This window comes from Pseudonocardia nigra (assembly GCF_019396355.1).
GTDB lineage: Bacteria > Actinomycetota > Actinomycetes > Mycobacteriales > Pseudonocardiaceae > Pseudonocardia > Pseudonocardia nigra.
The window spans coordinates 14,449-36,948 of record NZ_JAHKRK010000058.1 but is presented as its reverse complement, the minus strand read 5'-3'; the positions used below and the strand labels follow the sequence as shown (position 1 = coordinate 36,948).

Annotated in this window: 28 protein-coding genes; 13 read left to right on the top strand and 15 right to left on the bottom strand. The window is 71.9% G+C overall.

Annotated elements, in window-relative coordinates; all coding sequences use genetic code 11:
* Positions 1-237: 237 nt before the first annotated feature.
* Positions 238-372, bottom strand: coding sequence for a hypothetical protein (locus tag KME75_RS45010; protein ID WP_281424562.1), 135 nt, complete (start codon positions 370-372; stop codon positions 238-240).
* A gap of 271 nt (positions 373-643) precedes the next feature.
* Here KME75_RS45010 and KME75_RS16910 point away from each other — a divergent pair, with 271 nt between their 5' ends.
* Positions 644-958: a hypothetical protein gene (locus tag KME75_RS16910; protein ID WP_219415794.1), complete on the top strand. Its 315-nt coding sequence runs from the start codon at positions 644-646 to the stop codon at positions 956-958.
* 109 nt (positions 959-1,067) lie between these two features.
* On the opposite strand, the gene KME75_RS16905 is transcribed toward KME75_RS16910, so the two are convergent.
* On the bottom strand, positions 1,068-1,460 hold the full coding sequence (locus KME75_RS16905; RefSeq protein WP_219415793.1) for an STAS domain-containing protein: 393 nt from the start codon (positions 1,458-1,460) through the stop codon (positions 1,068-1,070).
* 848 nt (positions 1,461-2,308) lie between these two features.
* Between KME75_RS16905 and KME75_RS16900 the strand changes: the two genes are divergently transcribed.
* The 5 genes from KME75_RS16900 to KME75_RS16880 all read left to right on the top strand — a co-directional run bounded on the left by KME75_RS16900 (position 2,309) and on the right by KME75_RS16880 (position 6,227).
* Positions 2,309-2,500 carry a hypothetical protein gene (locus tag KME75_RS16900; protein ID WP_219415792.1) on the top strand — a complete coding sequence of 64 codons (192 nt, stop codon included), beginning with the start codon at positions 2,309-2,311 and terminating at the stop codon, positions 2,498-2,500.
* Positions 2,501-2,891: 391 nt separating this feature from the next.
* A complete protein-coding gene (locus KME75_RS16895) occupies positions 2,892-3,341 on the top strand; it encodes a hypothetical protein (RefSeq protein WP_219415791.1) in 450 nt (149 codons plus the stop codon).
* A gap of 66 nt (positions 3,342-3,407) precedes the next feature.
* Positions 3,408-4,064: a DUF305 domain-containing protein gene (locus KME75_RS16890; RefSeq protein ID WP_219415790.1), complete on the top strand. Its 657-nt coding sequence runs from the start codon at positions 3,408-3,410 to the stop codon at positions 4,062-4,064.
* 527 nt (positions 4,065-4,591) lie between these two features.
* Positions 4,592-4,999, top strand: coding sequence for a WD40/YVTN/BNR-like repeat-containing protein (locus tag KME75_RS16885; protein ID WP_219415789.1), 408 nt, complete (start codon positions 4,592-4,594; stop codon positions 4,997-4,999).
* Positions 5,000-5,009: 10 nt separating this feature from the next.
* A complete protein-coding gene (locus KME75_RS16880) occupies positions 5,010-6,227 on the top strand; it encodes an MFS transporter (protein ID WP_219415788.1) in 1,218 nt (405 codons plus the stop codon).
* 15 nt (positions 6,228-6,242) lie between these two features.
* Here KME75_RS16880 and KME75_RS16875 read toward each other — a convergent pair whose 3' ends face one another.
* Genes KME75_RS16875 through KME75_RS16855 form a run of 5 tightly spaced genes read right to left on the bottom strand, consistent with a single transcriptional unit; the run spans position 6,243 to position 11,687 of the window.
* Positions 6,243-7,223: an ABC transporter ATP-binding protein gene (locus KME75_RS16875; protein WP_219415787.1), complete on the bottom strand. Its 981-nt coding sequence runs from the start codon at positions 7,221-7,223 to the stop codon at positions 6,243-6,245.
* Positions 7,220-8,218: an ABC transporter ATP-binding protein gene (locus KME75_RS16870; protein WP_219415786.1), complete on the bottom strand. Its 999-nt coding sequence runs from the start codon at positions 8,216-8,218 to the stop codon at positions 7,220-7,222. Before KME75_RS16870 ends, KME75_RS16875 begins: the two co-directional genes overlap by 4 nt.
* Complete coding sequence (locus tag KME75_RS16865; protein WP_219415785.1) at positions 8,215-9,060, bottom strand: ABC transporter permease; 846 nt, start codon at positions 9,058-9,060, stop codon at positions 8,215-8,217. Before KME75_RS16865 ends, KME75_RS16870 begins: the two co-directional genes overlap by 4 nt.
* A gap of 1 nt (position 9,061) precedes the next feature.
* Entirely contained in the window at positions 9,062-10,027 is a 966-nt protein-coding gene (locus KME75_RS16860) for an ABC transporter permease (RefSeq protein WP_219415784.1), read from the bottom strand.
* Between the two features lie 16 nt (positions 10,028-10,043).
* The gene (locus tag KME75_RS16855) at positions 10,044-11,687 is read right to left on the bottom strand and encodes an ABC transporter substrate-binding protein (protein ID WP_219415783.1); all 1,644 of its coding nucleotides are present in this window, start codon (positions 11,685-11,687) and stop codon (positions 10,044-10,046) included.
* Positions 11,688-11,872: 185 nt separating this feature from the next.
* On the opposite strand from KME75_RS16855, the gene KME75_RS16850 reads away from it, so the two are divergent.
* The 4 genes from KME75_RS16850 to KME75_RS16835 are packed head-to-tail and all read left to right on the top strand — an operon-like array spanning position 11,873 to position 12,894.
* On the top strand, positions 11,873-12,157 hold the full coding sequence (locus KME75_RS16850) for a hypothetical protein (RefSeq protein ID WP_219415782.1): 285 nt from the start codon (positions 11,873-11,875) through the stop codon (positions 12,155-12,157).
* Positions 12,154-12,402: a hypothetical protein gene (locus KME75_RS16845; RefSeq protein WP_219415781.1), complete on the top strand. Its 249-nt coding sequence runs from the start codon at positions 12,154-12,156 to the stop codon at positions 12,400-12,402. Before KME75_RS16850 ends, KME75_RS16845 begins: the two co-directional genes overlap by 4 nt.
* Positions 12,389-12,658 (top strand): hypothetical protein, encoded by a 270-nt coding sequence (locus KME75_RS16840; protein WP_219415780.1) that lies wholly within the window; start codon positions 12,389-12,391, stop codon positions 12,656-12,658. The genes KME75_RS16845 and KME75_RS16840 overlap by 14 nt, the downstream gene beginning before the upstream one ends.
* Positions 12,655-12,894, top strand: coding sequence for a hypothetical protein (locus tag KME75_RS16835; RefSeq protein WP_219415779.1), 240 nt, complete (start codon positions 12,655-12,657; stop codon positions 12,892-12,894). Before KME75_RS16840 ends, KME75_RS16835 begins: the two co-directional genes overlap by 4 nt.
* An 11-nt stretch (positions 12,895-12,905) precedes the next feature.
* Here the strand turns inward: KME75_RS16835 and KME75_RS16830 are convergent, their stop codons facing one another.
* The 7 genes from KME75_RS16830 to KME75_RS16800 are packed head-to-tail and all read right to left on the bottom strand — an operon-like array spanning position 12,906 to position 17,223.
* Complete coding sequence (locus tag KME75_RS16830) at positions 12,906-13,880, bottom strand: SIS domain-containing protein (RefSeq protein WP_246632235.1); 975 nt, start codon at positions 13,878-13,880, stop codon at positions 12,906-12,908.
* On the bottom strand, positions 13,877-14,941 hold the full coding sequence (gene hypE, locus KME75_RS16825; protein WP_219415778.1) for a hydrogenase expression/formation protein HypE: 1,065 nt from the start codon (positions 14,939-14,941) through the stop codon (positions 13,877-13,879). The genes KME75_RS16830 and hypE overlap by 4 nt, the downstream gene beginning before the upstream one ends.
* Positions 14,938-16,074 (bottom strand): hydrogenase formation protein HypD, encoded by a 1,137-nt coding sequence (gene hypD / locus KME75_RS16820; protein ID WP_219415777.1) that lies wholly within the window; start codon positions 16,072-16,074, stop codon positions 14,938-14,940. The genes hypE and hypD overlap by 4 nt, the downstream gene beginning before the upstream one ends.
* A 12-nt stretch (positions 16,075-16,086) precedes the next feature.
* The gene (locus KME75_RS16815) at positions 16,087-16,359 is read right to left on the bottom strand and encodes a HypC/HybG/HupF family hydrogenase formation chaperone (RefSeq protein ID WP_219415776.1); all 273 of its coding nucleotides are present in this window, start codon (positions 16,357-16,359) and stop codon (positions 16,087-16,089) included.
* A gap of 5 nt (positions 16,360-16,364) precedes the next feature.
* Entirely contained in the window at positions 16,365-16,631 is a 267-nt protein-coding gene (locus KME75_RS16810; protein WP_219415775.1) for a hypothetical protein, read from the bottom strand.
* Complete coding sequence (locus tag KME75_RS16805; protein WP_219415774.1) at positions 16,628-16,963, bottom strand: hypothetical protein; 336 nt, start codon at positions 16,961-16,963, stop codon at positions 16,628-16,630. Before KME75_RS16805 ends, KME75_RS16810 begins: the two co-directional genes overlap by 4 nt.
* Entirely contained in the window at positions 16,960-17,223 is a 264-nt protein-coding gene (locus KME75_RS16800) for a hypothetical protein (RefSeq protein WP_219415773.1), read from the bottom strand. Before KME75_RS16800 ends, KME75_RS16805 begins: the two co-directional genes overlap by 4 nt.
* Positions 17,224-17,382: 159 nt before the next feature.
* Between KME75_RS16800 and KME75_RS16795 the strand changes: the two genes are divergently transcribed.
* From KME75_RS16795 to KME75_RS16785, 3 genes are read left to right on the top strand one after another with little or no spacing between them, the layout of a single operon-like run.
* The gene (locus tag KME75_RS16795) at positions 17,383-18,798 is read left to right on the top strand and encodes an NADH-quinone oxidoreductase subunit B family protein (protein WP_246632234.1); all 1,416 of its coding nucleotides are present in this window, start codon (positions 17,383-17,385) and stop codon (positions 18,796-18,798) included.
* Between the two features lie 10 nt (positions 18,799-18,808).
* Positions 18,809-20,713 (top strand): nickel-dependent hydrogenase large subunit, encoded by a 1,905-nt coding sequence (locus KME75_RS16790; protein ID WP_219415772.1) that lies wholly within the window; start codon positions 18,809-18,811, stop codon positions 20,711-20,713.
* 2 nt (positions 20,714-20,715) lie between these two features.
* Positions 20,716-21,483: a hypothetical protein gene (locus KME75_RS16785; protein WP_219415771.1), complete on the top strand. Its 768-nt coding sequence runs from the start codon at positions 20,716-20,718 to the stop codon at positions 21,481-21,483.
* Positions 21,484-21,759: 276 nt separating this feature from the next.
* Here the strand turns inward: KME75_RS16785 and KME75_RS16780 are convergent, their stop codons facing one another.
* Positions 21,760-22,500 (bottom strand): biotin--[acetyl-CoA-carboxylase] ligase, encoded by a 741-nt coding sequence (locus KME75_RS16780; RefSeq protein ID WP_219415770.1) that lies wholly within the window; start codon positions 22,498-22,500, stop codon positions 21,760-21,762.

Here is a 22,500-nt window from a genome sequence, read left to right as displayed (position 1 = left end):
AACGCGCCCACGAGGCCGGGATCGAAGGCAACTCGAAGATGGACGAGCAAGAACTCCGCGAGGCCCTGCAGCAGGTCTCACAGGGCGACAGCCCGGAAGAGGCCAAGCGCGAAGCCAAGGACTGACCGCCGATCGGCCGTTCGGTGAGACTCGGGTGCCGGGTGAGCAGCACGTGCGCGAGCGGCGCCAGGGGGCCCGATGCGGCGGGAGTACGCTTTCGACCGTTCCCCGTGCCGGTCACACCGGCGGTGGCATCACGAGCTGCTGCTGCTTCTGTGCGAGGCGCTGCAGGGAGATCCGGCTCTTGGTCGTCTGCAGCTGTGACAGTGTGATCCCGCTGCGCATGATCAGCTCACGTAGGGGGATGGCCATCCGGGGAAACCCGCCGGGGGTGGCACTTCGCCGACAGCTCCACGAGCTGGGTGTTGTGGTCCGGGTAGTCCACGCCTCAACCGCGATGCCCCCACCGGGCAACGCGGAGGTCAACCGCACCACGTCAACGGGCCCGAGTGCCACGAGGTCGTCGACATCGAGGCCGTCGACGGCGGACGCCAGCAACTCCCGCTGCGGCTTGGTCAGCAGCCGCCGTGCCGGGCGCCGCCGACGCAATGCCTGGTGAGCGTCGTCGAGGTGCAGGCGCCGCTTGAGCGTGGCCCGACCAGGTGACCGTGGTGGGCAGGACATCCAGCTCAACCGCGAGGTTCCGGCTGTGGCGTTCGGATGCCTCCGTTGCTGGCTTCCGCAGTTTCACGACTGTGTCGACACCGGTGTCCGCGGTCAGGCGGACCCGGACCACCACGCCGCGGCGATGCAGGGCGAGGTCCGGGGTGTCGAAAAAGAACACCTGCCGCACCGTCGGCGGATCGATCTCCGTGTCGAAAACCGCCGTCGCGGCCTCGAGGGAGTCAGCGACGAGTGCCTTGAGCTCGACACGCTCGACCCGACGATGCGCCCGTAGGACTGCTGGCAGGAAATACCAGAAGCGCTCCGGGTTGGAGGCATGACCGGAACGGTCACGCTGATGTGGGGCATCAGCATGACCGGAACGGTCACGCTGATGTGGGGCATCAGCCGATGGCAGCCACGGCGGCGTCGACATTGGAATGGATCGAGAACTGCTCAGCGCACCCGGTGAGGTCGAAGACCAGCGCGACCGGGCGATGCCCGGTCACACCGGTGAGGTGGGTGCCGATCCCGTCGCGGTGAGCACGGTGACGTGCAGTCAGCAGCGCGCGCAGCCCGGCGCTGCTGAAGAACGACACCGCCGACAGGTCGACGATCAAATGCTCGGGGCTCTGCTCGAGCTGCTGCATCAGCGTGTGGCGCAGCTGCGGTGCAGTGATCTGGTCGAGCTCGCCGCGGACGGTCACCACCAGGACACCGGGTGCTCGATGGCGCACGCACGTTCCGAGTGGCGTGTCGGGACACGGCCACTGGTCGACGCAGCGCTCGTCGGTCATCGGTGCCTCGCTCGGTCGCCCTACCCGTCGTGTTGCCCAGCATGGAGACGGCTCTCGCTGGGCTGCGATCCCCCCGTTGTCTCGATCCACCGTAAGAGCCGCCGAGCGTCGTGTCATTGGAAAACATGCTCTGACCTCCGGAAACAACCCGATCGGAAGAGCGCGCATCGATTGCACAACGAACAGTAGTCGCGAGCACGGGGGTCGGTTGCGAGCCGATGAGACGGCATCGTCCGGAGCCGCTCCGCAACAGATCAGTCGGCCATCTTTGATGTCCGCACCCCTGCTGGCCGAGCTGCTCGCTGCCTTGGGCGACCTCCAATCGGACCTGCCCGCGGACAAGGCGGCACCGATCCCGTGCCGGCCCGCCTGGCCGCCCTCGGCGCGCTGGCCCGGGCCGGCTACCCGTCGGACTTACCATCGCCCCGATCATGCCGCTGCCCGGCTGGCGCGACGAGTACACGACCCTGCTCGACGCGCCCGCGCCGAGCTCGACGGCGTTCCCGGCCTCGACCTGACCGTCGAGTGCAACACCCACGGTTCACCCCGGGCAGCCGCGAGGTATCACCGGCTGGTACCCCCGCACCAGATCGACATAGACCCGGCGACACGGACGCGCAAACGCGGCAAGTTCGGATCGACCAAGCACGTCCACCCTCCCCCGGCACGATGCGCGAGCTGCGTTCCTGGTTCGACAGGGCGCTCGCCGAACGGCTTTCCGGAGCCCATCAGCTGTACTGGACGTGAGCGCAGAAACCCCCGAACCGGGGGCTCGACGCGCTCCCCGCCGCGGCTCACACTGGTCGGCGCCCCCACTCCTAGCGACAAGCACCGGGACGGACGGCGCCATGCCGGACAAGCTCACCGAGCGACTCGACGCCCACAACGTCAGCGTCGACGAAGACCTTGCCCACCTGCACCTGTGCGGCCACGTGCACTTGCAGACCGGCCGCGTCTGCTGCCTGCCGGTCTGTCATACCGGCAGCTGCGAGTTCCGCTGCTCGGACGACATCCCCCGGTCGAACGGCAACCCGCAGTAGCGACCTCAGACCGCTCCAACGGTGACTCACGACGCGCTCGTCGCGCCGTCGCCAGATAACTCCACGCCGCGTCGGGCGTAGGCGCCTCGCATTGGGCTGGTACCGGCCCTCGCACCTTCCTGCCGCAATCGGCGTCGGTCGGGGTGCGTCATGGGTAGATCACCGCCCAAAGTTTCAACGCGCGCGCCTCGCCGCCGATCCGAACGGGACGCGACGTCACGCCTATCGGCTCAGCGCGACAGCCACACGTCCCTCCAGGAGGTTGGAGCGCGAATTGGGTGCGGCGGCCGGACAGTGCCCAGCCGCGGCCGAGGACGGGCCCGAGTGGTCGCCAGCGGCGTGTGGACGCCCACCGCATGGTCCGTTTGTCCGATAGGGCATGATTGACGCGATGGGTGCGCGATCAAGCAGATCGAGGACCGCGGCCGTCGCCGCGTCCCGTCTCGTCCTGCTCGCGCTCACCCTCACCGGAGTCGTCGCGATGCACGGTCTCGCGACGAGCGACGGGGCCGGGCAGCATCGCAGCGCGGTCGGGCTCGTCCTCGCGCCATCCGCCGATCACCCGCCGATGGGCACCGCCGCTGGGCCGGATGTCGCAATGCCGGCTCACGATCCGGCCCGAACGACGGTGGACGACACCCAGCGGCACGACGGACACGGCGCGATGGCCGCGTGTGTCGCCGTCCTGCTGGGCCTCCTCGGCGTCATCGCACTCCGGCTCCTGCGCGCCGGCGCCGGGATCGGCGGTGTGCGCACGCCCTTCCCCCGGCGGTCCACCGCAGCTGCCGCCCGCGCCCCGCCCCGACCCCGGTTCCTGTCCCTCTGCGTGTTCCGGATCTGAGGAGCTGCGCGCCCGGCGCATCCCGGGCCGCCGCCCCGACGCATCCGAACACCCGGAGGAAACGCAATGACCAGCACCGCACCCGCCCGACGCATCGCCGGGGTCGCCGGCGCCGTCCTCGCAGCCGTCGCCCTCGCCGGCTGTGGTGGCGAGGCCGCAGCCCCGGCCGACTCGGGCTCCCCGCCCGCCACGTCGTCGGCGCCGACATCCACCACCGCGCAGGCGGACGAACAGTTCAACGAGGCCGACGTCCGCTTCGCGCAGATGATGATCCCGCACCACCGGCAGGCCATCGAGATGGCCGAGCTCGCGGCCGACCGCGCCCAGAACCAGGAGGTCGAGGCGCTCGCCGAGGAGGTCATGGCCGCTCAGGACCCGGAGATCGAGACGATGACCGGGTTCCTCGAGTCCTGGGGCGCCGAGGTTCCCGCCGACGACAGCAGGGGCGGGATGGACCACGGCGACACGGGGCACGGCGACATGGGCGGGATGTCGGGGATGATGACGCCCGAGCAGATGCAACAGCTGCGCTACGCCAGCGGGCCGGAGTTCGACCGGATGTTCCTCGAGATGATGATCGCGCATCACGAGGGTGCGGTCACCGATGCCGAGCGGGAGCTCGCCGAGGGCGTCAACGAACAGGCGAAGGCACTGGCCTCGGAGATCACCGACGCGCAGACCGCGGAGATCGAGCGCATGCAGATGCTGCTGCAGACGGTCTGATCCCCATCCAGTGACCGACCGGGGCGGCGCACTCGCTGCCGCCCCGGTCGCGCCCCGCACCACACCGGGAGTCCCCGTGCGTCGCCCGTCCCTGTTCCTGGCCCTGTCGGCCGCCGCCGCGATCGCGTCGGCATGCACCACCCCCGCGTCCGCTCCCCCCGAGCCCGCCGCTGCCCCCTCCCCGCATCTCGGGTTCGGGCACGTTCACGGCGTCGACCTCAACCCCGCCGACGGGCTCGTCTACGCCGCGACCCACTTCGGCGTGTTCCGCCTGGGGTCCGCCGGCCCCGAGCGCATCGCCGACCGCCACCAGGACACGATGGGCTTCACCATCGCCGGCCCGGACCTCTTCCTCGCCAGTGGTCACCCGGACATGCGTGAGCCCGGCCCACCGCACCTCGGCCTGCTGGTGAGCACGGACCGGGCCCGGACCTGGCAGCCGGTCGCGCTGCGCGGCGAGGGCCGACTTCCACGCCCTCACCACCGGGGGTGCGACGGTCTACGGCTTCGACGCGACGGACGGCGTCGTGATGCGCAGCGACGACAGCGGCAGGACGTGGCAGCGCGGCGCCGTCCTCGATGCGGCCGACCTCGACGTCGACCCGGCCGATCCGGCCCTCGTGCTCGCCACGACCGAGCGGGGGCTCCTGCAGAGCACCGACGGCGGGACGACCTTCACCCTCGCCGCCGCGCAGCCACCGCGGCCGCTGCTCCTGATCGACCACGCCGGGGACCTGCTCGCCGGCGTCGACGCGGCCGGCGGAGTGTGGGTTCGCTCGGACGACACGTGGGTCCAGGCCGGGGCCCTGCCCGGGGCGCCGGCCGCGTTCACCGCCGTCGACGCCACGCGCTATCTCGCCGCGACCGCGGAGGCCGTCCTCAGCACGCGGGACGGCGGCCGCAACTGGTCGCCGATCGCCTCCACATCCGGGTGAGGACGTTGCCGTGACGAGCTCTCCCGACGACCGCGTCCGGCTCCGGGACGTGTTCGCCCACCCCGGATACCGGCGGTTGTGGACGGCCCGGACCGCCTCCCAGTGGGGCGACGTGTTCGCCACCGTGGCGTTGAGCCTGCTCGTGTTCGACCTGACCGGCTCCGCGCTCGGCGTCAGCGCCGTCGTGGCGGTCGAGATCGTTCCCGTGCTCCTGCTCGCCCCGTTCGCCGGAACGCTCGTGGATCGGCTCCCGCGCGTCCACGTCATGGTCGCCGCCGACCTGCTCCGCGCGGTCCTCGCCGCCACGCTGATCGTGGCAGGGGACGAGGTGATCGCGGTCTACGCGATCGCGTTCGGGCTCTCGGTCGGAGCCGTGCTGTTCAACCCGGCGGTGAACAGCACGCTGCCCACGCTCGTGGCCGACCGCGAGCTCGTCGCCGCCAACAGCGGGATCTGGACCGCCGCGGTGCTCAGCCAGATCGCGCTCGCCCCGCTGGCCGGTGTCGTCTACGCCGCACTCGGGCCGGGGCCGGCGTTCGGGATCAACGCCGCCAGTTTCCTGGTCAGCGCCGCGGCCCTGGCCGGGCTGCGGCTGCCCGCCGCACCGGCCCCCACCCGGCGGGCCGGGTTCTTCGCCGACGCCGCCGCCGGGGTCCGACTGGTCGCCGGCGACCGGCTGCTGCGCGCGCTCGGAGCCGGCCAGCTGCTCGCCGCACTGTCCGCGGGCGCCACCAGCGCGTTGTTGGTGGTGCTCGCCCGCGACCACCTCGGGTTGGCCCCCAGCGGCTACGGGCTGCTGCTCGGCGCCATCGGGGTCGGTGCGGTGCTGGGCCCGTTCCTGCTCACCCGGCTGGTCACCGACCCGCGCCGACCGGCGTTCGTGTTCGGGCCGTTCGCGCTCCGGGGCGTGGTCGACGTCGTCGTCGCCACCTTCAGCGCGCTGCCGGTCGCGCTGATCGCGCTGGCCGCCTACGGGCTCGGCACGTCCAGCGGCGCCGTCACGTTCAACTCGCTGCTCCAGGCCCACGCACCCGCCGCGGCACGGGGACGGGTCTTCGCCGGCTTCGACGTCCTCTGGCAGCTCGGCCGCCTCGTCTCCCTGCTCGTCGGCGGCCTGCTCGCGGCCGCCGTGGGCATCCAGGCGGTCTACTATCTCGGCGGCGCGCTGCTGCTGGTCGCCGCCGCGGTCGGCTGGCACGGAATTCGCAGCAGGCCCGCGCCGCCGTGATCGACACCCAGCCGCCTACCTGCCGGCCGACCTCGTCGCGCCGGCGAAGTGGCACGCGCTGGAATGGTGGGCAGCGCGACCGCGCGGAATCAGCGCCGGGTCGTCATCAGCGCACACGCCCGATGCCTGCCAGCAGCGGGTGCGGAACCGGCATCCGGTCGGTGGATGGGCCGGGTCCGGTAGCTCGCCGGCGAGCACGATCCGGCTGCGTCGCTCCCGGCCAACCGGGTCGGGCACCGGCACGGCGGACAGCAGCGCCTGCGTGTAGGGGTGGGCGGGCGCCGCGAAGACCTCGTCCCGGGGCCCGGTCTCCACGATCCGGCCGAGGTACATCACCGCGACCCGGCCGGCCACCTGCCGCACGACCGCCAGATCGTGGGCGATGAAGAGGTAGGAGAGGTCGAGCTCGCGCTGCAGCCGGTCCAGGAGGCCGACGATCTGCGCACGCACCGACACGTCGAGGGCCGACACCGGCTCGTCGAGCACCAGCACCCGGGGCTCGAGCGCGAGGGCCCTGGCGATCCCGACCCGCTGCCGCTGCCCGCCGGAGAACTCGTGCGGGAACCGGCCGCGCGAGTCCGGGTCGAGCCCCACCAGTTCCAGCAACTCACCGACGCGGGCCGCGCCGGCGGCCCCCCGGTAGCGCCGATGCACCCGCAGCGGCTGGCTGACCGCCTCCCCGACGCGCATCCGCGGGTTGAGCGACGCGTAGGGATCCTGGAAGACGATCTGCAGCTCGCGCCGCAGGGCACGCAGCGCGCGTCCCCGCACTCGGGTGACATCCTCTCCGTCGACGAACACCCGGCCCGCGGTCGGCTCGAGCAGCCGGACCACCAGCCGGGCGAGCGTGGACTTGCCGCACCCCGACTCCCCCACCAGCCCGAGCGTCTCCCCGGCGGCGAGGTGGAAGCTCACCCCGTCGACGGCGCGCACCGTGCCGTCCCGCGTCGGGAAGTGCTTGCTCAGGCCCTCGGCCCGGAGCACGTCGCGCGTCATGTGTCCCCGGACCGCAACGGGAAGTGGCAGGCGACCTGGTGCACGGTTCCGGACCGGGCCGGAGGCGCTTCTGTGCAGCATCGCTCGTGGCGGCACGGGCAGCGCTCCGCGAACCCGCACCCGGAGGGCAGCACCCGCAGCGCCGGAGGCTGTCCGGGGATCGGGTCGGTCAGCACGACCGGACCGTCGAGGCGCGGCACGCTGGCCAGCAGTGCCGCGGTGTAGGGGTGCCGCGGTGCCGCGAACACGGATTCCACCGAACCGGTCTCGACCACCCGGCCCGCGTACATCACCACCACCCGGTCGGCCATCTCGGCGATGACCCCGAGGTCGTGGCTGACGAGCACGATCGCCGCACCGGTCTCGGCCCGGGCCAGCCGCAGCACGTCGAGCACCTGCGCCTGGATCGTGACGTCCAACGCGGTGGTCGGTTCGTCGGCGATGAGGACGGCCGGCCGGTTCGCGATCGCGGCGGCGATCATGGCGCGCTGCCGCATCCCGCCCGACCACTGGTGCGGGTAGTCCCGGAAGCGTGCCGCGGCAGCGGGCACCCCGACGAGCTCCAGCAGCTCGACGGCCCGGGCCCGCGCCGAGGAGGCCGACCGGTGGCGGTCGTGCACCCGCAGCGCCTCGGCGATCTGCTCCCCGACGCGCATCGAGGGATGCAGCGACGTCAGCGGGTCCTGGAACACCACGCCGACCTCGCGCCCGCGCACCCGGCGCAGCTCCCGCCGCGACATCCGCAGCAGGTCCCGCCCGTGCAGGAGCACCTCGCCGCCGACGATGCGGGCCGGGGGCTCGGGCAGCAGCCGCATGCCGCCCAGCAGGGTCGCGGTCTTGCCGCACCCCGACTCGCCGACGACGCCGACCACCTCACCGGGGTGCACATCCAGGCTCACCTCGGTCACCGCGTGCACGGTGCCGGTCGGGGTCGTGAACTCCACCGTCAGGTCCCGGATCGACAGCACCGGCCCCATCACCTCCGGCCCGCTCATCGACGCCCGCCCAGCACGTCGGTGAGGGCGTCGGCCAGCAGGTTCATCCCGAGTACGGCGATCACGACGGCCGCGCCGGGGAACAGCGCCAGCCACCAGGCCACCCGCAGGTAGTCCTGGGCCTCGCCGGCCAGGTAACCCCAGCTGATCCGGTTCGGGTCGCCGAGGCCCAGGTAGCTGAGGCTCGCCTCGATGAGGATCACCTGGGCGAGCAGCAGACCGAGGTAGACGATCGCGGCGGGCAGCGCGTTGGGCAGGATCTCGCGCACGACGATGCGCAGCGGCGACGCCCCGCTCGCACGGGCGGCCTCGACGAACTCCCGCCTGCGCAGCGCGAGGACCTCCGCCCGCACCACCCGGGCCAGCAGCTCCCAGGACGCCAGGCCGAGCACGAGGACCAGCCGGTCCAGGCCCGGCCCGAAGAGCGCGATCACCACGATCGCCAGGAAGAACACCGGAAGGACCTGCACGAACTCGGTGGCGCGCATGAGCAGGTCGTCCACCCGCCCGCCCCGGTAGCCCGCCACCGTCCCGACCGTGCCGCCGATGATCAGTACCAGCACCCCGACCGAGCCGGCCACCAGCACCGACGTGCGCGCTCCGTGCACGATGCCGCTGAGCAGGTCCCGACCCAGCGCGTCCGTCCCCATCGGATGGGCGGCGGAGGGCGGCGCGAGCGACGGCCCCGTGATGGCGAACGGGTCGGCAGGCGCGATCAACGGCGCGAACGCCGCCGTCAGGACCACCAGCCCCACCAGCATGGACCCGATCGACCCGCTCGGGCTGCTCAGGACACGGGTGAGCAGGCCGGGGGCGGCAGGCGCTCCCGACCCGACCGGCATGTCAGTGGTAACGGATGCGCGGGTCGAGCCAGGCATAGGCGAGGTCCGTGACGAGGTTGGCGAGCACGACGGTGACGGCGACGAGGACGAACACGCCCAGCACGATCGGCGTGTCGCGGTTCTGCATGCTCGACAGCAGGAGCTGCCCGACACCGGGCCAGCCGAACACCACCTCCACGACGATCGCTCCGGACACCACGTGGCCCACCCGTCCGCCGATCACGGTGGCCACCGGCAGCATCGCCCGGCGCAGCCCGTGCCGGACCAGGACGGCGTGCTCGGGCACACCCTTGGCCCGCGCGGTGCGGATGTGGTCACGACCCAGTTCCTCGACGAGGCCGCCGCGCGCGAGCCGCGTGACCGCGGCCAGCTCGGCGGCGGCCAGCACGAGCGCGGGAAGCGCGAGGTGGCGGGCGACGTCGAGCACGAGCGCCCAGCCGGTGGCGGGGTTGCGTGCGCTGGTCATCCCCTGGACGGGGAACCATCCCAGGCGCAGCGCCAGCGCCAGCACGGCGAGCTGGCCGATCCAGAACACCGGAGCGGCGTAGAGCCCCAGCGACAGCGTGCTCACCGCGATGTCGCGGGCCCCGCGCGGCCGGGACGCCGCGACCACGGCGAGCGCGATCCCACCGAGCGCGGAGAGCACCAGTGCGGTGCCGGTGAGCAGCACCGTGGCCGGCAGCCGCTCCAGGATCGCCTCCATCGCCGGCCTGCCCTGGATGTAGGACGTTCCGAAGTCGGCCTCCAGCACGTTGCCGGCGTAGACGGCCAGCTGCGTCGGCAGCGGCTCGTCCAGGCCGAACTTGTCCCGCATGAACGCGTAGTACTCCGCATCCCCGTTCTGCCCGGCCAGCGCGAGCACCGGATCCCCCGGCGCCACGTGGATGAGCAGGAAGCCCACCAGCAGGATGCCCGCGACGGTCGGCGGAACCTGCGCCGCCCGGATGCCGATGTAGCGCAGCATCATCCGGGACCTCCGGCCCTCACTGGGGAGGCGTGCAGTACGCCGTCTTCGCGAAGTGCCCCGACGGCCCGAACTGTTGACAGCCGCTGCGGAAGATCCTGGTGGACGTGGTCTCCACGACCCAGGCGTAGGGCGCATCGTCGACGGCGATCTGCTGGATCCGTCGGTAGAGCTCCGATCGCTCGTCCTGGTCGACGGTCCCCGCGGCCTGCTCGAACAGGGCATCCACCTCCGGGTTGCGGTAGGCCGAGGAGTTCGAGAACGGGGTGGCGCTGATGTTGGTGCTGAGGTGTTGGCGTTTGACGCCGATCTCCGGATCGGTGCCGTTGCAGTAGCTGATGATGTTCGTGTCGAAGTCCCGCTGGGCGAACACGGTCTGGGCGAAGACCGGCGGGTCCAGCGGCTGGAGGGTGACGTCGATGCCGACTTCGGCGAGCTGGGCGCGATACAGCTCGGCGTACTGGTTGAACGACGGGAAGGCCAGGAAGTCGATCGCGAGGGGCGTGCCGTCGGGGACCCCGGCCACGCCATTGGCGGCGCGGGTGCCGCCGGCCGCAGGCCGTGTCCAGCCCGCCTCGTCGAGCAGCCGCTCAGCCTGCGCCGGGTCGTGGAACGGGTAGTTCTCCAGGTCCTCGACATGCGCGAACGGGATGCCGCTCGAGATCGGGGCATCGGCGACGCGGCCCTCGCCGAACAGGACCCGGTCGACGAACTGCTGGCGGTCGAGGGCGAACGAGATCGCGCGGCGCACCCGCACGTCCTGGAAGACGGGCCGATCCAGGTTGAAGCTGACCGTCATGATGCAGTTCGACCCGCCCGGGTTGATCGAGGTCTGCAGCGTCTCGAACGCCGGGTCCGCCTCGAGGGCGGCCCGCTCGGCGCCCGGCACCCCGAAGAGCCAGTCGACCTCGCCGGCGCGCAGGGCGTTGACCTGACTGGAGTCCTCCGGGAGGACGCGCATGACGACCTCGTCGAGGTGGGGCAGGTCGGGCTCGAAGTACTCGGCGTTGCGTGCCATGCGGATCTCGGCGCCCGGGGTGTAGGAGACGAACCGGAACGGGCCGGTGCCCACCGGGGCCTGGTTCGCCGGGTTCGTCGCCGGGTCGGTGCCCTCGTAGATGTGCCGCGGGACGATCGGCGCCTCGGTGACGTCGAGCTGCTGCAGCAGCGGGGCGTAGGGCTCGGTGAAGCGGAACTCGACGGTCAGCGGGTCGGGCGCCGTGATCGACTCGATGGCCGAGCCGACCGACGCCTGGGTGCGCGAATGCAGCTTCAGCAGCACCTCCTCGAAGCTGTACTTCACGTCGGCCGAGCTGAACGGCTGCCCGTCGTGCCACGTCACGCCGTCCCGCAGGGTGAACCGGTAGAGGGCGCCGTCCTCGAGGACCTCCCAGCTCTCCGCGAGCTCCGGAACGGGTTCGAGTTCCGGCGTCAGCCCCACGAGGCCGTTGAACATCAGCTCGGACGCCGTGTGCACCGCGCCGCTCGTGGTCGTGGCGGGGTTGAGGTTTCCGGGATCACTGTCGATCGCCACGACGAGCGTGCCACCGCGCACGGGCTCGTCCACGGGAGGCGCCGCCGGCGCCGGATCCGGACTGCTGCACCCGGCGAGCACCACGGCCACGACCGCGGTGACCACGAGTGCCGACCGACGAACGCCCACAACGCCTCCCGCGTCTCTGCGGCAGTGATCTGGATCACCAGGGAGGGAGACGGTAGCTGGTAAAGGCTTTGGTCAAGTAGAGGGCGAACGCATATACCGCTCCTAGATGCGAAAGGCATCTACCTCTGGTAGACCGGGCGACGACAACGGCACGAACGCGTTTGTCGGCGCGCTCAGGAGGTCCGATGACGACCAGCGGCAGCATCGCGCCGACCCGATCACCCCACTGGACGACCGGATGGCTGGCCGGACTCGGTGTGGTCCTCGTCGCCGCGGCCCTGCTCGTCACGCTCATCCGGCTGGCCAGGACGATCGCCGCGGAGGCCGCGGAGATCGATTCGGGACTGCGCCGCACCGCCGAGAACACGAATCCACTGTGGAAGGTCGACGCGCTCAACCGGACCTTGCAGCGCATCGTGCGCGCGGTTCGGCCGCCGGCGGTGCAGCCTGACAACGAGGTCCGGCAGTGAACGCGCGCAGCGCTGCGATCGGCGGCCTGGCCGCCGGGGCGGGTGCGACAGCGCTGGTCGGTGCGCTGCTCGCGCGCGTCGCCCGTCCCACGGGGGAGATCGAGCGCTATGCCGACGACGTCGCCGTCGCCGCGGACGGGATCGCCGGCAACCTCGCCGCGACCGAGATGCTCCAGCGGACCAGCGAGCTCGCCGACACCGTGCTGGCACTGGTGGCGGAGCGGAGGCGGGATGAACGCGGCTGACGAACGGGCCTGGAAGCAGACGCTCGTGGCCGGGGGCGTGGTGGCCGGCGTCGTGTGGGGCCTGCTGGAGACGTTGCGGCGTTCCGTCGTGGAGGTCGATCGGAACGTGGACGCGGTGTGGGCAGCGGGCCAGAAGGTCGCGGCGAACACGCAGACCACACACCTGCTGGGCACCACCTCGGCGCACAGCGCAGCGCTCGGCGCCGCACTGGACCAGGCGGAGGAGTCGACGGCGACGGAGGGACCGACGGCATGACGAGGAAGACACTCATCGCGCTCACCATCGCCGAAGTGGCCGCCCTGGTCGGGGTGCTCGCGGGCTACCTGGTCACCATCGCCCGCAGGCTCGCCCACGTGTCGACCACCCTGGGCAAGATCACGTTCGGGGTGCGCGCGATCGAGACGCAGACCGCGTCGATCGGCCCGGCGCTCAGCGCGACGAACAGCTCGCTCGAGCAGGTGGCCCGGCGGCTCGAGGAATCCGGCAGCTGACCCGGCTTCGCCTACATCCGGATCCGGGCGGCGAGCTGCGTGTAGAGGGCGTCCTGCGCCTCCTGGATCCGATGCACGCTGGACGAGGGCACGACGAACAGGTGGTCCACGGTGCCGGCGGTCGCCATCGCGCCGCCGTCGTACCCGGCGAACCCGACGGTCAGCAGGGACCGGCCGCGCGCCTCGGCGAAGGCCGCCAGCAGGTTCGCCGATCCACCGCTGGTGGACAGCCCGGCGACGACGTCGAACGGCCCGGCCAGAGCGGCGACCTGCCGGGCGAAGATCTTGTCGACGCCGACGTCGTTGGCGAGGGCCGTGACCACCGCCATCTCGTCGGCGAGGCACACGGCGGGCAGGCCCCGTGCGCGCAGCGCCAGCGCCAGGCTCGCGGCGTCGGTCGAGCTGCCACCGTTACCGATGGTGAGCACCCGCCCCCCGGCGCCGACCCGCTCGCCGATCGCCGTCGCGCACGCCTGGAGGCCGATGTCGTATCGGGCGAGCACGGCCGCGCGGAGCTCCGCGCTCTCGGTCCGCTTGCGCGCCGCTTCCCGCTCCGCGGCGGCCCGGGTCTCGCCACGGTCGCCGCCGCCGTAGAGGAACTCCAGGTCGGCATCGGCCGGGCGCTCGCGTGACTCGAGCACGAGCTGGGTGATCTCCCAGAGCAGGTGGTAGCCGGTGACGTAGCCGTCGTCACCCGCCACGAGCTCCAGCGTCTCGCAGCCGGCCCGCGCGGCCGCCGCGACGAACTCCGGTGCCTCCCCCAGTGCGAGCGCAACATCACCGGGACGGGCGAGCAGCTCGACGTCCTGCGCGGCAGGCACGTACAGCGCGGGGTAGGCGGCCTTGCCGACGATCACCGGGTGCATGAACTCCACCACGACGTGGTGGGCGTCGGGGACGAGGTCACCGCTGCCGTGCACCAGCAGCGTCGCACCGCCGGCCAGCCGCTCGGCCAGCCGGTGGGCGAGGTCCACCAGCTCGGTCAACAGATCCTCGGGAGGGGGTCGCCGATGAGCAGGTCCAGGATGCGATGTCCGCCGATGCCGGTGCGGACCAGCACCATGCCGGGCGGTTCGGCAGCGACCTCGCCGATCACCGCGGCGTGCTCACCGCCGGGGAGGTCGCCGAGTGCGGCCAGCGCCGCGTCGGCGACCTCGGGGGCGACGACCGCGACCAGCACGCCCTCGTTGGCGACGTAGAGCGGGTCCAGCCCGAGGAGCTCGCACGCCCCGTGCACCACCGGGCGCACCGGAACCGCCGACTCGTGCACCACGACCCCGACGTCGGAGGCCATCGCGAGCTCGTTCAGCACGGTGGCGACACCGCCGCGGGTCGCGTCCCGCATCACCCGCAGCCCGTCCCCGGCCGCGGCACCCAACGCGGAGGCGAACGGCCACAGGGAGCGGGTGTCCGACGCGACGTCGGCCTCGAGGTCGAGGTCGCCGCGGGCCAGCATGATCGCTGTCCCGTGGTCGCCGACGTACCCCGAGCACAGCACGCGGTCGCCCGGTCGCAGCCCGGCGGGGTCCAACCCGGACAGCTCCACCCGCCCGATCCCGGAGGTCACGACGTACATCCCGTCGGCCTTACCGCGCTCGACGACCTTCGTGTCGCCGGTGACGATGGCGACCCCGGCATCCTCGGCGGCCCGGGCCGCCGCCTCGACCTCCGCCCGCAGCGTCTCCACCGCGAGCCCCTCCTCCAGCACGAACGCCGCGGAGAGCCCGAGCGGCCGGGCACCAGACACCGCGAGGTCGTTGACCGTGCCGTGCACGGCGAGGGTGCCGATGGACCCGCCCGGGAACCGCAACGGCTTCACGACGTAGGCATCGGTGGTCAGCGCGAGGCCGCCGGGAAGTACCGCGGCATCGGTCAGCCGGTCCAGGACCGGGTTGGCGAACGCCGGCCGGAACAGCGCGTCGACGAGCGTGGCGCTCGCCTTGCCCCCGGCGCCGTGCGCCATCGTGATGTGCTCGTCGCGCAGTCGTGGGCGGGCCCGCCTGGCCCGCTCGATGCCCTCCCGGACCTGAGCCTCGCTGCGGGTCATCGGGCGCTGATCTCCACGGGCACCGGCCGTCGCTCACGGGCGAAGCGACCGAAGTTGTAGTACGCGGCGCAGGCGCCCTCCGACGACACCATGCACGTCCCGATCGGGGTCTCCGGCGTGCAGGCCGTGCCGAAGACCTTGCACTCCCACGGCTTCAGCACGCCCTTGAGCACCTCGCCGCACTGGCAGGCCTTCGGGTCGGCGATCCGCACACCTGGCACCGCGAACCGGCGCTCGGCGTCGAGGTCGGCCCAGTCGTCGGCCAACGCGAGGGCCGAGCGGGCGATGAACCCCAGGCCCCGCCACTCGAACTGCGGCCGCAGCGTGAAGACCCGGCTCATGACGGCGAGCGCGGCGGCGTTGCCCTGGTACGGGACCACCCGTTTGTACTGGTTCTCCAGCTCCGCGCGGCCGTCGGCGATCTGGCGCATCACCTGGTACACCGCCTGCAGCACGTCGAGCGGCTCGAAGCCGGTGACGACGACCGGGCGCTCGAACTCGGCCGGGATGAACTCGAAGGGGCGGCAGCCCACCACGACGGACACGTGACCCGGGCCGAGGAAGCCGTCCAGGCGCAGGTCCGGCGACTGCAGGATGGCCCGCACGGGCGGCACGATCGTGACGTGGTTGCAGAAGACCGAGAAGTTGGTGAGCTTCTCGGCACGGGCCCGCACCAGCGTCATCGCCGTGGACGGGGCCGTGGTCTCGAACCCGATCGCGAAGAACACCACCTGCCGGTCCGGGTGGGTGCGGGCGATTCGCAGGGCGTCGAGCGGGGAGTACACGACCCGCACATCGGCGCCGCGGGCCTTGGCGTCGAGCAGGCTGCCCCGGCTGCCCGGGATCCGGAGCATGTCCCCGAAGCAGGTGAAGATGACTCCCGGCTGCTCGGCCACGCTGATGCCGTCGTCGACCCGGCCCATCGGGATGACGCACACCGGGCAGCCCGGGCCGTGCACCATCTCGACGTTCTCGGGCAGGAAGTCCTCGAGCCCGTGCTTGTAGATGGTGTGGGTGTGCCCCCCGCACACCTCCATGATCTTGTAGTGCCGTCCCGGCTCGGCCAGCGCGGCGATCCGGGCGCCCAGTGCCCGGGCGGTGGCGGGGTCGCGGAACTCGTCGGAGAACTTCACGTCGAGGTGCCCTCACTCGATCCGGCTCTGGAACAGCGCGTCGAGCTCGTCGGTGTAGGCATCGCCCATCCCGGCGAGGAGCGCCAGCGTGGCCTCGGCCTCGGCCTCGTCGATCTTCGACATGGCGAAGCCGACGTGGATGAGGACCCAGTCCCCCGCGATGACCTCCTCCTCCACCAGCAACCCGATGTTGATTTTCCGGCGGACACCCTCGACATCGGCGACGGCCAGCTGGTGGTCCACGTCGGTGATCTCGACGATCCGGCCCGGCACTCCGAGGCACATGGGAATCAGACGCCCGTTCCGGCGAGTCGTTCCGCCTTGGCCGCGATCGCCGGCAGCGCGCCGTTGATCTCCCGCAGGGTGGCGTTGATCCGCAGCACGGACGGGCCGATCGAGGCGGTCTGCGTCTCCACCGCCCGGATGCCGAAGGCGATCCGGCCGAGGTGGGTGGAGATCACGACCAGCCGACGGTGGAGCAGCACCAGGTAGGCGGCCAGCACTCCGACGACGACCAGCGCCTCGACGACCGTGAGGACGATCAGCAGGAGGATCACGGCCTGCCTCCTGTCGGCTGGGGTGCCGCGGGCGGCACCGGCGCGGTGGCCTCCTGGGTGGGCCGGGCGGCCGCGTCGAGCAGCGCGTCGTGCCGCAAGGCCTCCACCTTCAGTGCGTCGAGCGCGTCACCGGTGCCGCCGAGCTGCCAGGTGGTGGCGGTGTTGCGGGCGACCGTGGTGGCGGTGTTCCACAGGTCGACCACCGCGGCCTGGGTCCGTTCGACCGCCCGCAGCAGCCGGTGCAGCAACAGCACCACCACGGGGACCACGACGAACAGCGCGATGCCGAGTGCGAGCCACCACAGGAACAGGACCTCGTCGCTGAGTGTCATGAGCGCTCCAGCGTCGTCCGGGCCGCGGTGGCCGACTCCAGGATGTCGTGCGCGACCTGGTTGGTGGTGCTCACGTCCCAGAGCGCCTGGGTGCGGTCGCGCGCCACCTCGAGCGTGGCCGCGATGTTCTCGGCGACGAGCGCGATCTTCCGGACGGTCGCCGTGATCGCCACGAGCAGGACGGCGACCAGCCCGATCACCACCACCGCGACCGCGAACCCGATGTACCACCCGATCAACCGGGATGACGCCAGCTCCATCGCCGGCCCCCGTTCAGCACGTGGATCATGACTATGTGTGTTGACCATACACCGCCTGTGCCTCCGGTCACAGTGACCGGTTCCGCCGGACGGCGGCACGCGGTACCGTCGCATCCACTGCTAGATGCGGAAGACATCTAGACCGAGAGGCGGACGGCGATGGCGCCGAGCACGGACGGTCGAACCCCCGCGGAGCGCCTGCTGGAGATCCTCGGTCCGGTGAACCGGTTCCACGACCGCGCGGAGCTCGGCGACTTCGGCATGCCCGCCCGCGCGATGACCGAGCACCTCGTGGAGCCGGTTGCGCGGGGCACGGTGACGAGCAGGCTCGGGCCGCTCGAGAAGGTGCACGCCTTCTGGTTCGCCGGGATGAGCTGCGACGGATGCTCGGTGTCGGTCACCGGCGCCACCACGCCGTCGGTGGAGAGCCTGCTCCTCGGTGCGCACCCCGGCCTGCCGCGCGTGGTGCTGCACCACCCCGTGATCAACGTGGAGTCCGGGCCGAACTACCTGCGGGCGCACGAGGAGGCGGTCCAGGGCGTGCTCGATGCCCCGTACGTGATCATCCTCGAGGGGTCGATCACGGACGAGACGATCGCGATGCAGACGGGCGGCTACTGGGTCGGACAGGGCGAGGAGCCCTGGGGGCCGGACGGCGCGCACCGCACCGTCACCACGGACGAGTGGATCGCCCGGCTCGCCCCCGGCGCGGCGGCCTCGATCGCGATCGGCACCTGCGCCACCTGGGGCGGCATCCCGTCGGCCGAGGGCAACCCGACCGGCGCGATGAGCCTGATGGACTTCCTCGGCAAGGACTACCGCAGCGCCCTGGGCGTGCCGGTCGTCAACATCCCCGGCTGCGCGCCCGTCGGTGACAACTTCACCGAGACCGTGGCGGCGGTCCTCTACTTCCTGCAGGGGATCGGGCCGCTGCCGGAGTTCGACGAGCTCGGCAGGCCGGCGTGGCTGTTCGGCGACACCGTGCACCGGCACTGCGTGCGCGGCGCCTACTACGAGGAGGGCGACTTCGCCGCGGAGTTCGGCGACAAGGAGTGCCTCGTCGAGATCGGCTGCTGGGGCCCGGTGGTCAACTGCAACATCACCGAGCGCGGCGCGATCAACCACCACGGCGGCTGCATGAACGCCGGCGGTGCGTGCATCGGCTGCACGATGCCCGGGTTCCCGGACAAGTTCACGCCGTTCTACACCCAGTCCCCCGGCTCGGCGCTCTCGTCGGCTGCCACGCGGATCATGGGCGGCGTCATCAAGCCGCTGCGCAACATCACCAACGCGCACCTGAACCGGGAGGTGCGGTGGGACCGGGAGGGCTCGGTGCCCAGCGGCTGGTCCCGGGAGAAGTCGGAGCCCGGGTTCGTGGCGGAGACCATTCATCGGTTCTACGACAGGTTCCGGCTGGCGGCCGACACCTCCCGCAACCCCGCCCAGCCGTGGGGCAAGCGACCCGAACAGGTTTCCGGCGGCAGCCGCATGGCCACGGCGGCGGATGACCGCGTGCACCCGCGACAGTCCGACCGCACGGACGGCTCGGACGGCCACCGCCCCGACGAGAACTGAGGCTCCCCTCATGTGCTTCCAGAACCTCCCCGTCGAGTTCGACGCGGCCGGGCGAGCGACGCTGCGTCAGGGCATCCGCGACCCGTACGCGGTGGACGTGTCCAAGCCGGACGTGGCGATGTCCGACGCCCAGCGCGAGGCGGAGATCCGCAAGCTGGTCGCCGCCAACGGGCACATCAAGGACATCAACATGGACCCGGTCACCCGGGTCGCGGGCGCACTCGCCCTGCACGTCACCGCCAATCTCGCCGGCAACGGGCGCTATCTCGACGCGCACTCCCAGGCCACGCTGTTCCGGGGCTACGAGGTCATCCTGATGGGCCGGGATCCGCGCGACGCCATCTTCGTGTCCTCCCGAGCGTGCGGCGTGTGCGGCGGCGTCCACGCGCACGCCTCGGCGTACGCCATCGAGATGGCGATGGGCCTGCGACCGCCACCGATGGGCACCGTGGTCCGCAACATGCAAGAGGCCGCGGAGATGGGCTACGACAACCCGCTGCACCTCTACCTGCTCGCCGGCCCCGACTACTCGGAGCCGGTCATCCGGGCCGTCAGTCCCGAGCTGTGGACGAAGGCCGAGAGCTGGAAGTGCCCGAGCGAGCGTCAGCACGGCTTCCGGACGATGGCCGAGCTGATGACCGCGCTGACCCCACTCACGGGACAGCTGTACCGCGAAGGGCTGGACTTCACCCGGTTGTCCCGCGAGATGTTCGTGACGCTCGCCGGCAAGTACCCGCACCCGCAGACGGTGGTGCCCGGAGGGGTCTCCTCCACGCTCAGCCTGCAGACGCTCAACGAGTACCACTCCCGGCTGGGCAAGATCTTCGACTACGCCCAGCGCATGCTCGGGGTCTGGAACGACATCCCCGAGTTCTTCTACGAGGCGGACGAGCGCTACCGGCAGGTCGGCGCGCGGCCGACCAACCTCATCGACCCCGGCTACTGGGACGACCCCTTCGCCTACGACGCCACCTACGCCAACTGCAACTCCTGGGGCGAACGCCGCTGGTCCACCCCCGGCGTGGTGATCAACGGTGAGCTGGTGACCACCCGGCTGACCGACATCAACATCGGGTGGGAGGAGTTCGTCGAGCACTCCTACTACGACCAGTGGGCGGGTGACCGGTACACAACCGACCCGCTCGGCAACCCGATCAGTCCCTACCACCCCTGGAACAAGCAGACGCTGCCCAAGCCCGACGAGAAGTCGTGGAAGGACAAGTACACCTGGGCGTGCACGCCGCGGTGGGACCGCAAGGTCGTCGAAGCCGGTGCCTACGCCCGGCTCTACACCACGGCCATGGCGCAGAAGCTGCCGGCGAACGACTTCGTGGAGGCGACCGGGCACTCGCTGCGGATGTTCATCCCGAAGGGCGTCACGCCGGAGTCCGAGGTGGAGTGGCACGTCCCGCCGGTGCTCAACGCCTTCGAACGCAACCGCGGCCGCGCCTACCACTACGTCTTCAGCCAGTTGGTCGGCCTGGCCAGCCTGTTGGAGGCCTATCGCCTGTTCCAGAGCGGTGAGACGGCCGTGGCGGCCGTGCCCCCGGACAAGCTCGACGACCACATCGCCACCGACGAGCGCGTGAGCGTCGGCTGGTGGGGCGCGGGCCGCGGCTGGCTCACCCACCACCTCGTCACCGAGCACGGAAAGATCGTCAACTACCAGATCTGCACGCCGTCGACGATCAACGCCTCGCCCCGCGACCCCTGGGACCAACCGGGGCCCTACGAGGAAGCGGTGATGAACACCCCGATCATCGAAGACGTCTCCGACCCGTCGAAGTTCACCTCGGTCGACATGCTGCGGGCCATCCGCAGCTTTGACCCCTGCATGCCCTGCACCACCCACACCGCGACCGGCGAGGGCACCGTCGTCCGCGAGGTCAACACCTGCTCCTGCGGGGCCGACTGACCGTGCCCGTCCTCATCGGCGGGGTCGGCGAGCTCTACCAGTCCGACCTCGACCTCGGCCGCCATGCCGTCGAGCGACTGGCCGGCGCGGACCTCGGGCCGGACGTGGTCGTCGAGGAGCTGCACTACGGCGCCGTCGCAGTGGCGCAGCGGTTGCAGGACCTGCAGCCCGAGTCGCTCCTGCTCGTCGGCGCGGTGGAGTGGGGCGGTGCTCGCGGCGAGGTCCGCAGGCGCCTGCTCCGCGATCCGACGCCCGACCCGGAGGACGTGCAGGCGGCGGTCCGCGATGCCGCGGTCGGCTACGTGGGCATCGACCTGCTGCTCGACGTCTGCGCCGGGTTCGGTGTGCTGCCGTCCCGCACCGTCGTCCTCGAGGTGCAGCCCGCCCGCACGGGGCCGGGCGACGAGATGTCGCCCGAGGCGCGCGCCGCGCTGCACCAGGTCGTCGCGGCGGTTCGGGCCGAGGTGCGGCGCCGGCCGCTCATCGAGGTGGTGACGGCGCTGCACGAGCGATGCGCCGGCGACCGGCTCGAACCGAGCCCCGCCTTGACCACGATGCGCGAGCTGCTCGGCGAGCTGGACGAACTGGACCGCACCGGGCACTGGGGAGCCGCGTTCGCCCGCCGCGACCGGCTCCGGCTCGACATCGCCGGGAACCGCACGAGCGAGGGCATGGAACACCTGGACTGGGCGCTGTGGTGGGCGCTCATCGAGGAGCTGGACCGGCTGCAGCCACTGGACGCCGGGCTCCTGGGCACCGATCGCGGCTGAGCCGGGGCACCCACTGTCGTCGTCCGCGCACACGCGGCCACTCGTCCGGCCCTGCCCCGGCCGGTATATGTCATTCACACTGATCCCACGCCCCTCCGGCGAAGGGACCCGGTCATGCGCACGAGCCCCCGCATCGAGATCCCCACCGAGCTGCTGGACCGCTGGCGGACGCTCCAGCAACTGCGCCTCCAACGAACTGCGGGGCGCTGCAACTGCGAGTGCCGGCGGTGCTCCCGCACGAGCGATCGAGCGCAGCCGGCATCCTGAACCGCGCGGTCAGGACGACAGGTCACGCGCGGCGTCGAGCTCGTCGAGCATCCCGAGGTTCGCCGGCGGCACGACCGCGCGGCGCCCGTCGTCGGTGCGGATGACGAGCGCGCCGTCTGCCCGCACGTCCACGGCCTCGCCCTCCACCTGCGGGCCGGCCGGACCGAGCGGGATCAGCCGGGCCCGGACGTGCCTTCCCAGGGTGGCGCAGCGGTCCCGGTAGGTCGCCAGCAGGGCGTCGACGGGGTCGTCCAGCCGTCCCTCCACGGCCGCGACGACCGCCGCCAGCAACGCGCCGCGCGGTGGGGCGGCCTGCTCGACGAGCACGGTGAGCACGCACCATCGCAGCCGGTCGGGCCCGAGTTCCGTGCGCATGCCGAGCGCTGCGGCGCGGCCGTTCGGGCCGTACACCTCGTCGGGCCACCGGATCGCCACCTCGCACCCCAGCACGTCGGCGATCCCCAGGGCGGCGGCGACATACGGCCAGCCCTCCCGCTGAGCGGGCAGGTCCGGCCGCAGCAGCAGCGAGAACACCAGCCCGCGGTCGGCGTGCTGCGGCCACGGCAGCCCCGCCCGGCCGCGGGGGGCCGCGAGGTAGCCGGCCGTCACCACTGCCCCGGCCGGGCCGCCCGCGCGGGCCCACGCCTCCGCGTCGGCCTCGGTCGAGAGCAACGCCGGGTAGGTGCGGACCGGGCGCCCGGATAGCACCTCGGCCAGGATCTCGGCCGACAGGTCGTCGATCACCGGCAT

Bases quoted from the DNA above. Each gene is read 5' to 3' on its own strand.
- KME75_RS45010 (WP_281424562.1), bottom strand. From the start codon at position 372: ATGGCCATCCCCCTACGTGAGCTGATCATGCGCAGCGGGATCACACTG.
- KME75_RS16905 (WP_219415793.1), bottom strand. From the start codon at position 1,460: ATGACCGACGAGCGCTGCGTCGACCAGTGGCCGTGTCCCGACACGCCA.
- KME75_RS16900 (WP_219415792.1), top strand. From the start codon at position 2,309: ATGCCGGACAAGCTCACCGAGCGACTCGACGCCCACAACGTCAGCGTC.
- KME75_RS16895 (WP_219415791.1), top strand. From the start codon at position 2,892: ATGGGTGCGCGATCAAGCAGATCGAGGACCGCGGCCGTCGCCGCGTCC.
- KME75_RS16890 (WP_219415790.1), top strand. From the start codon at position 3,408: ATGACCAGCACCGCACCCGCCCGACGCATCGCCGGGGTCGCCGGCGCC.
- KME75_RS16875 (WP_219415787.1), bottom strand. From the start codon at position 7,223: ATGACGCGCGACGTGCTCCGGGCCGAGGGCCTGAGCAAGCACTTCCCG.
- KME75_RS16870 (WP_219415786.1), bottom strand. From the start codon at position 8,218: ATGAGCGGGCCGGAGGTGATGGGGCCGGTGCTGTCGATCCGGGACCTG.
- KME75_RS16865 (WP_219415785.1), bottom strand. From the start codon at position 9,060: ATGCCGGTCGGGTCGGGAGCGCCTGCCGCCCCCGGCCTGCTCACCCGT.
- KME75_RS16860 (WP_219415784.1), bottom strand. From the start codon at position 10,027: ATGATGCTGCGCTACATCGGCATCCGGGCGGCGCAGGTTCCGCCGACC.
- KME75_RS16850 (WP_219415782.1), top strand. From the start codon at position 11,873: ATGACGACCAGCGGCAGCATCGCGCCGACCCGATCACCCCACTGGACG.
- KME75_RS16840 (WP_219415780.1), top strand. From the start codon at position 12,389: ATGAACGCGGCTGACGAACGGGCCTGGAAGCAGACGCTCGTGGCCGGG.
- KME75_RS16835 (WP_219415779.1), top strand. From the start codon at position 12,655: ATGACGAGGAAGACACTCATCGCGCTCACCATCGCCGAAGTGGCCGCC.
- hypE (WP_219415778.1), bottom strand. From the start codon at position 14,941: ATGACCCGCAGCGAGGCTCAGGTCCGGGAGGGCATCGAGCGGGCCAGG.
- KME75_RS16815 (WP_219415776.1), bottom strand. From the start codon at position 16,359: ATGTGCCTCGGAGTGCCGGGCCGGATCGTCGAGATCACCGACGTGGAC.
- KME75_RS16805 (WP_219415774.1), bottom strand. From the start codon at position 16,963: ATGACACTCAGCGACGAGGTCCTGTTCCTGTGGTGGCTCGCACTCGGC.
- KME75_RS16800 (WP_219415773.1), bottom strand. From the start codon at position 17,223: ATGGAGCTGGCGTCATCCCGGTTGATCGGGTGGTACATCGGGTTCGCG.
- KME75_RS16795 (WP_246632234.1), top strand. From the start codon at position 17,383: ATGGCGCCGAGCACGGACGGTCGAACCCCCGCGGAGCGCCTGCTGGAG.
- KME75_RS16790 (WP_219415772.1), top strand. From the start codon at position 18,809: ATGTGCTTCCAGAACCTCCCCGTCGAGTTCGACGCGGCCGGGCGAGCG.
- KME75_RS16780 (WP_219415770.1), bottom strand. From the start codon at position 22,500: ATGCCGGTGATCGACGACCTGTCGGCCGAGATCCTGGCCGAGGTGCTA.